This window comes from Nocardiopsis prasina DSM 43845, assembly GCF_000341265.1.
In the GTDB taxonomy this organism is placed as follows: domain Bacteria; phylum Actinomycetota; class Actinomycetes; order Streptosporangiales; family Streptosporangiaceae; genus Nocardiopsis; species Nocardiopsis prasina.
Genome location: NZ_ANAE01000054.1, coordinates 1 through 669 on the forward strand (window position 1 = coordinate 1; position 669 = coordinate 669).

Below are 669 nucleotides of genomic sequence, written 5' to 3' on the forward strand. Positions count from 1 at the left end.
ACCGCCGACCAGAGCCGTGGTGGCCGCCACCTGGGTGACGCCCAGCGTCTCGCCGTTCATGTCCTCGGCGGTACCGATGATCAGCGGGTTGAGGACGATGATGTAGGCCATGGCGAAGAACGTCGCCAGGCCGCCGCGGAGCTCGCGGGGGAAGGTCGACCCGCGCTCGCGGACGTGGAAGTAGCGGTCGAGGCGGCCGGCTAGCCCGCTCGGACGCTCGGAGTGCCGGTCCTCACCGGGCTGGGGCGTTGCGTTCACTCGTTCGACCTTGGCAGACGGGGATCGGGGTACCGGGTCAGACTAGTTGCAGCTTCGCACGAATCCGCACGCGGGCGAACGCACAGACGTCGTATGATTCTACGAATACGTCCTCGGCTAGGCTGAAGCCGTGCGCCGTTCCCGCAAGCCCGACCCCGAGGTCATGGAGAGCGACTACCGCCTCCCCACGGCCCTGGGCACGGCCGCCTGGGCCGCGGCCCTGATCGCACTCCTGGCCATGGGCGACGACCTGGCCGAACAGGACCGCTGGTGGCGCTGGGTCTGCCTGACCGGAGCGGCCTTGGGCGTGTTCGGCTTCCTCTACATCCCCCGCCACCTCCGCAACAGCCGCGGCGCCGGCGCGCCGCAGGAACCGGAGCACTCCGAGGACGAGGACGCCGGCGGCGGCCC

General features: G+C 70.6%; 1 protein-coding gene and 1 pseudogene. One reads left to right on the forward strand and one right to left on the reverse strand.

Annotated elements, in window-relative coordinates:
• A pseudogene (locus tag D452_RS27490) lies at positions 1–258 on the reverse strand (NCS2 family permease); the annotation flags it as partial.
• Positions 259–388: 130 nt separating this feature from the next.
• Between D452_RS27490 and D452_RS27495 the strand changes: the two are divergent.
• Positions 389–669 (forward strand): DUF2530 domain-containing protein (locus D452_RS27495; protein ID WP_017542372.1); only part of this gene is annotated, 281 nt, incomplete at its 3' end.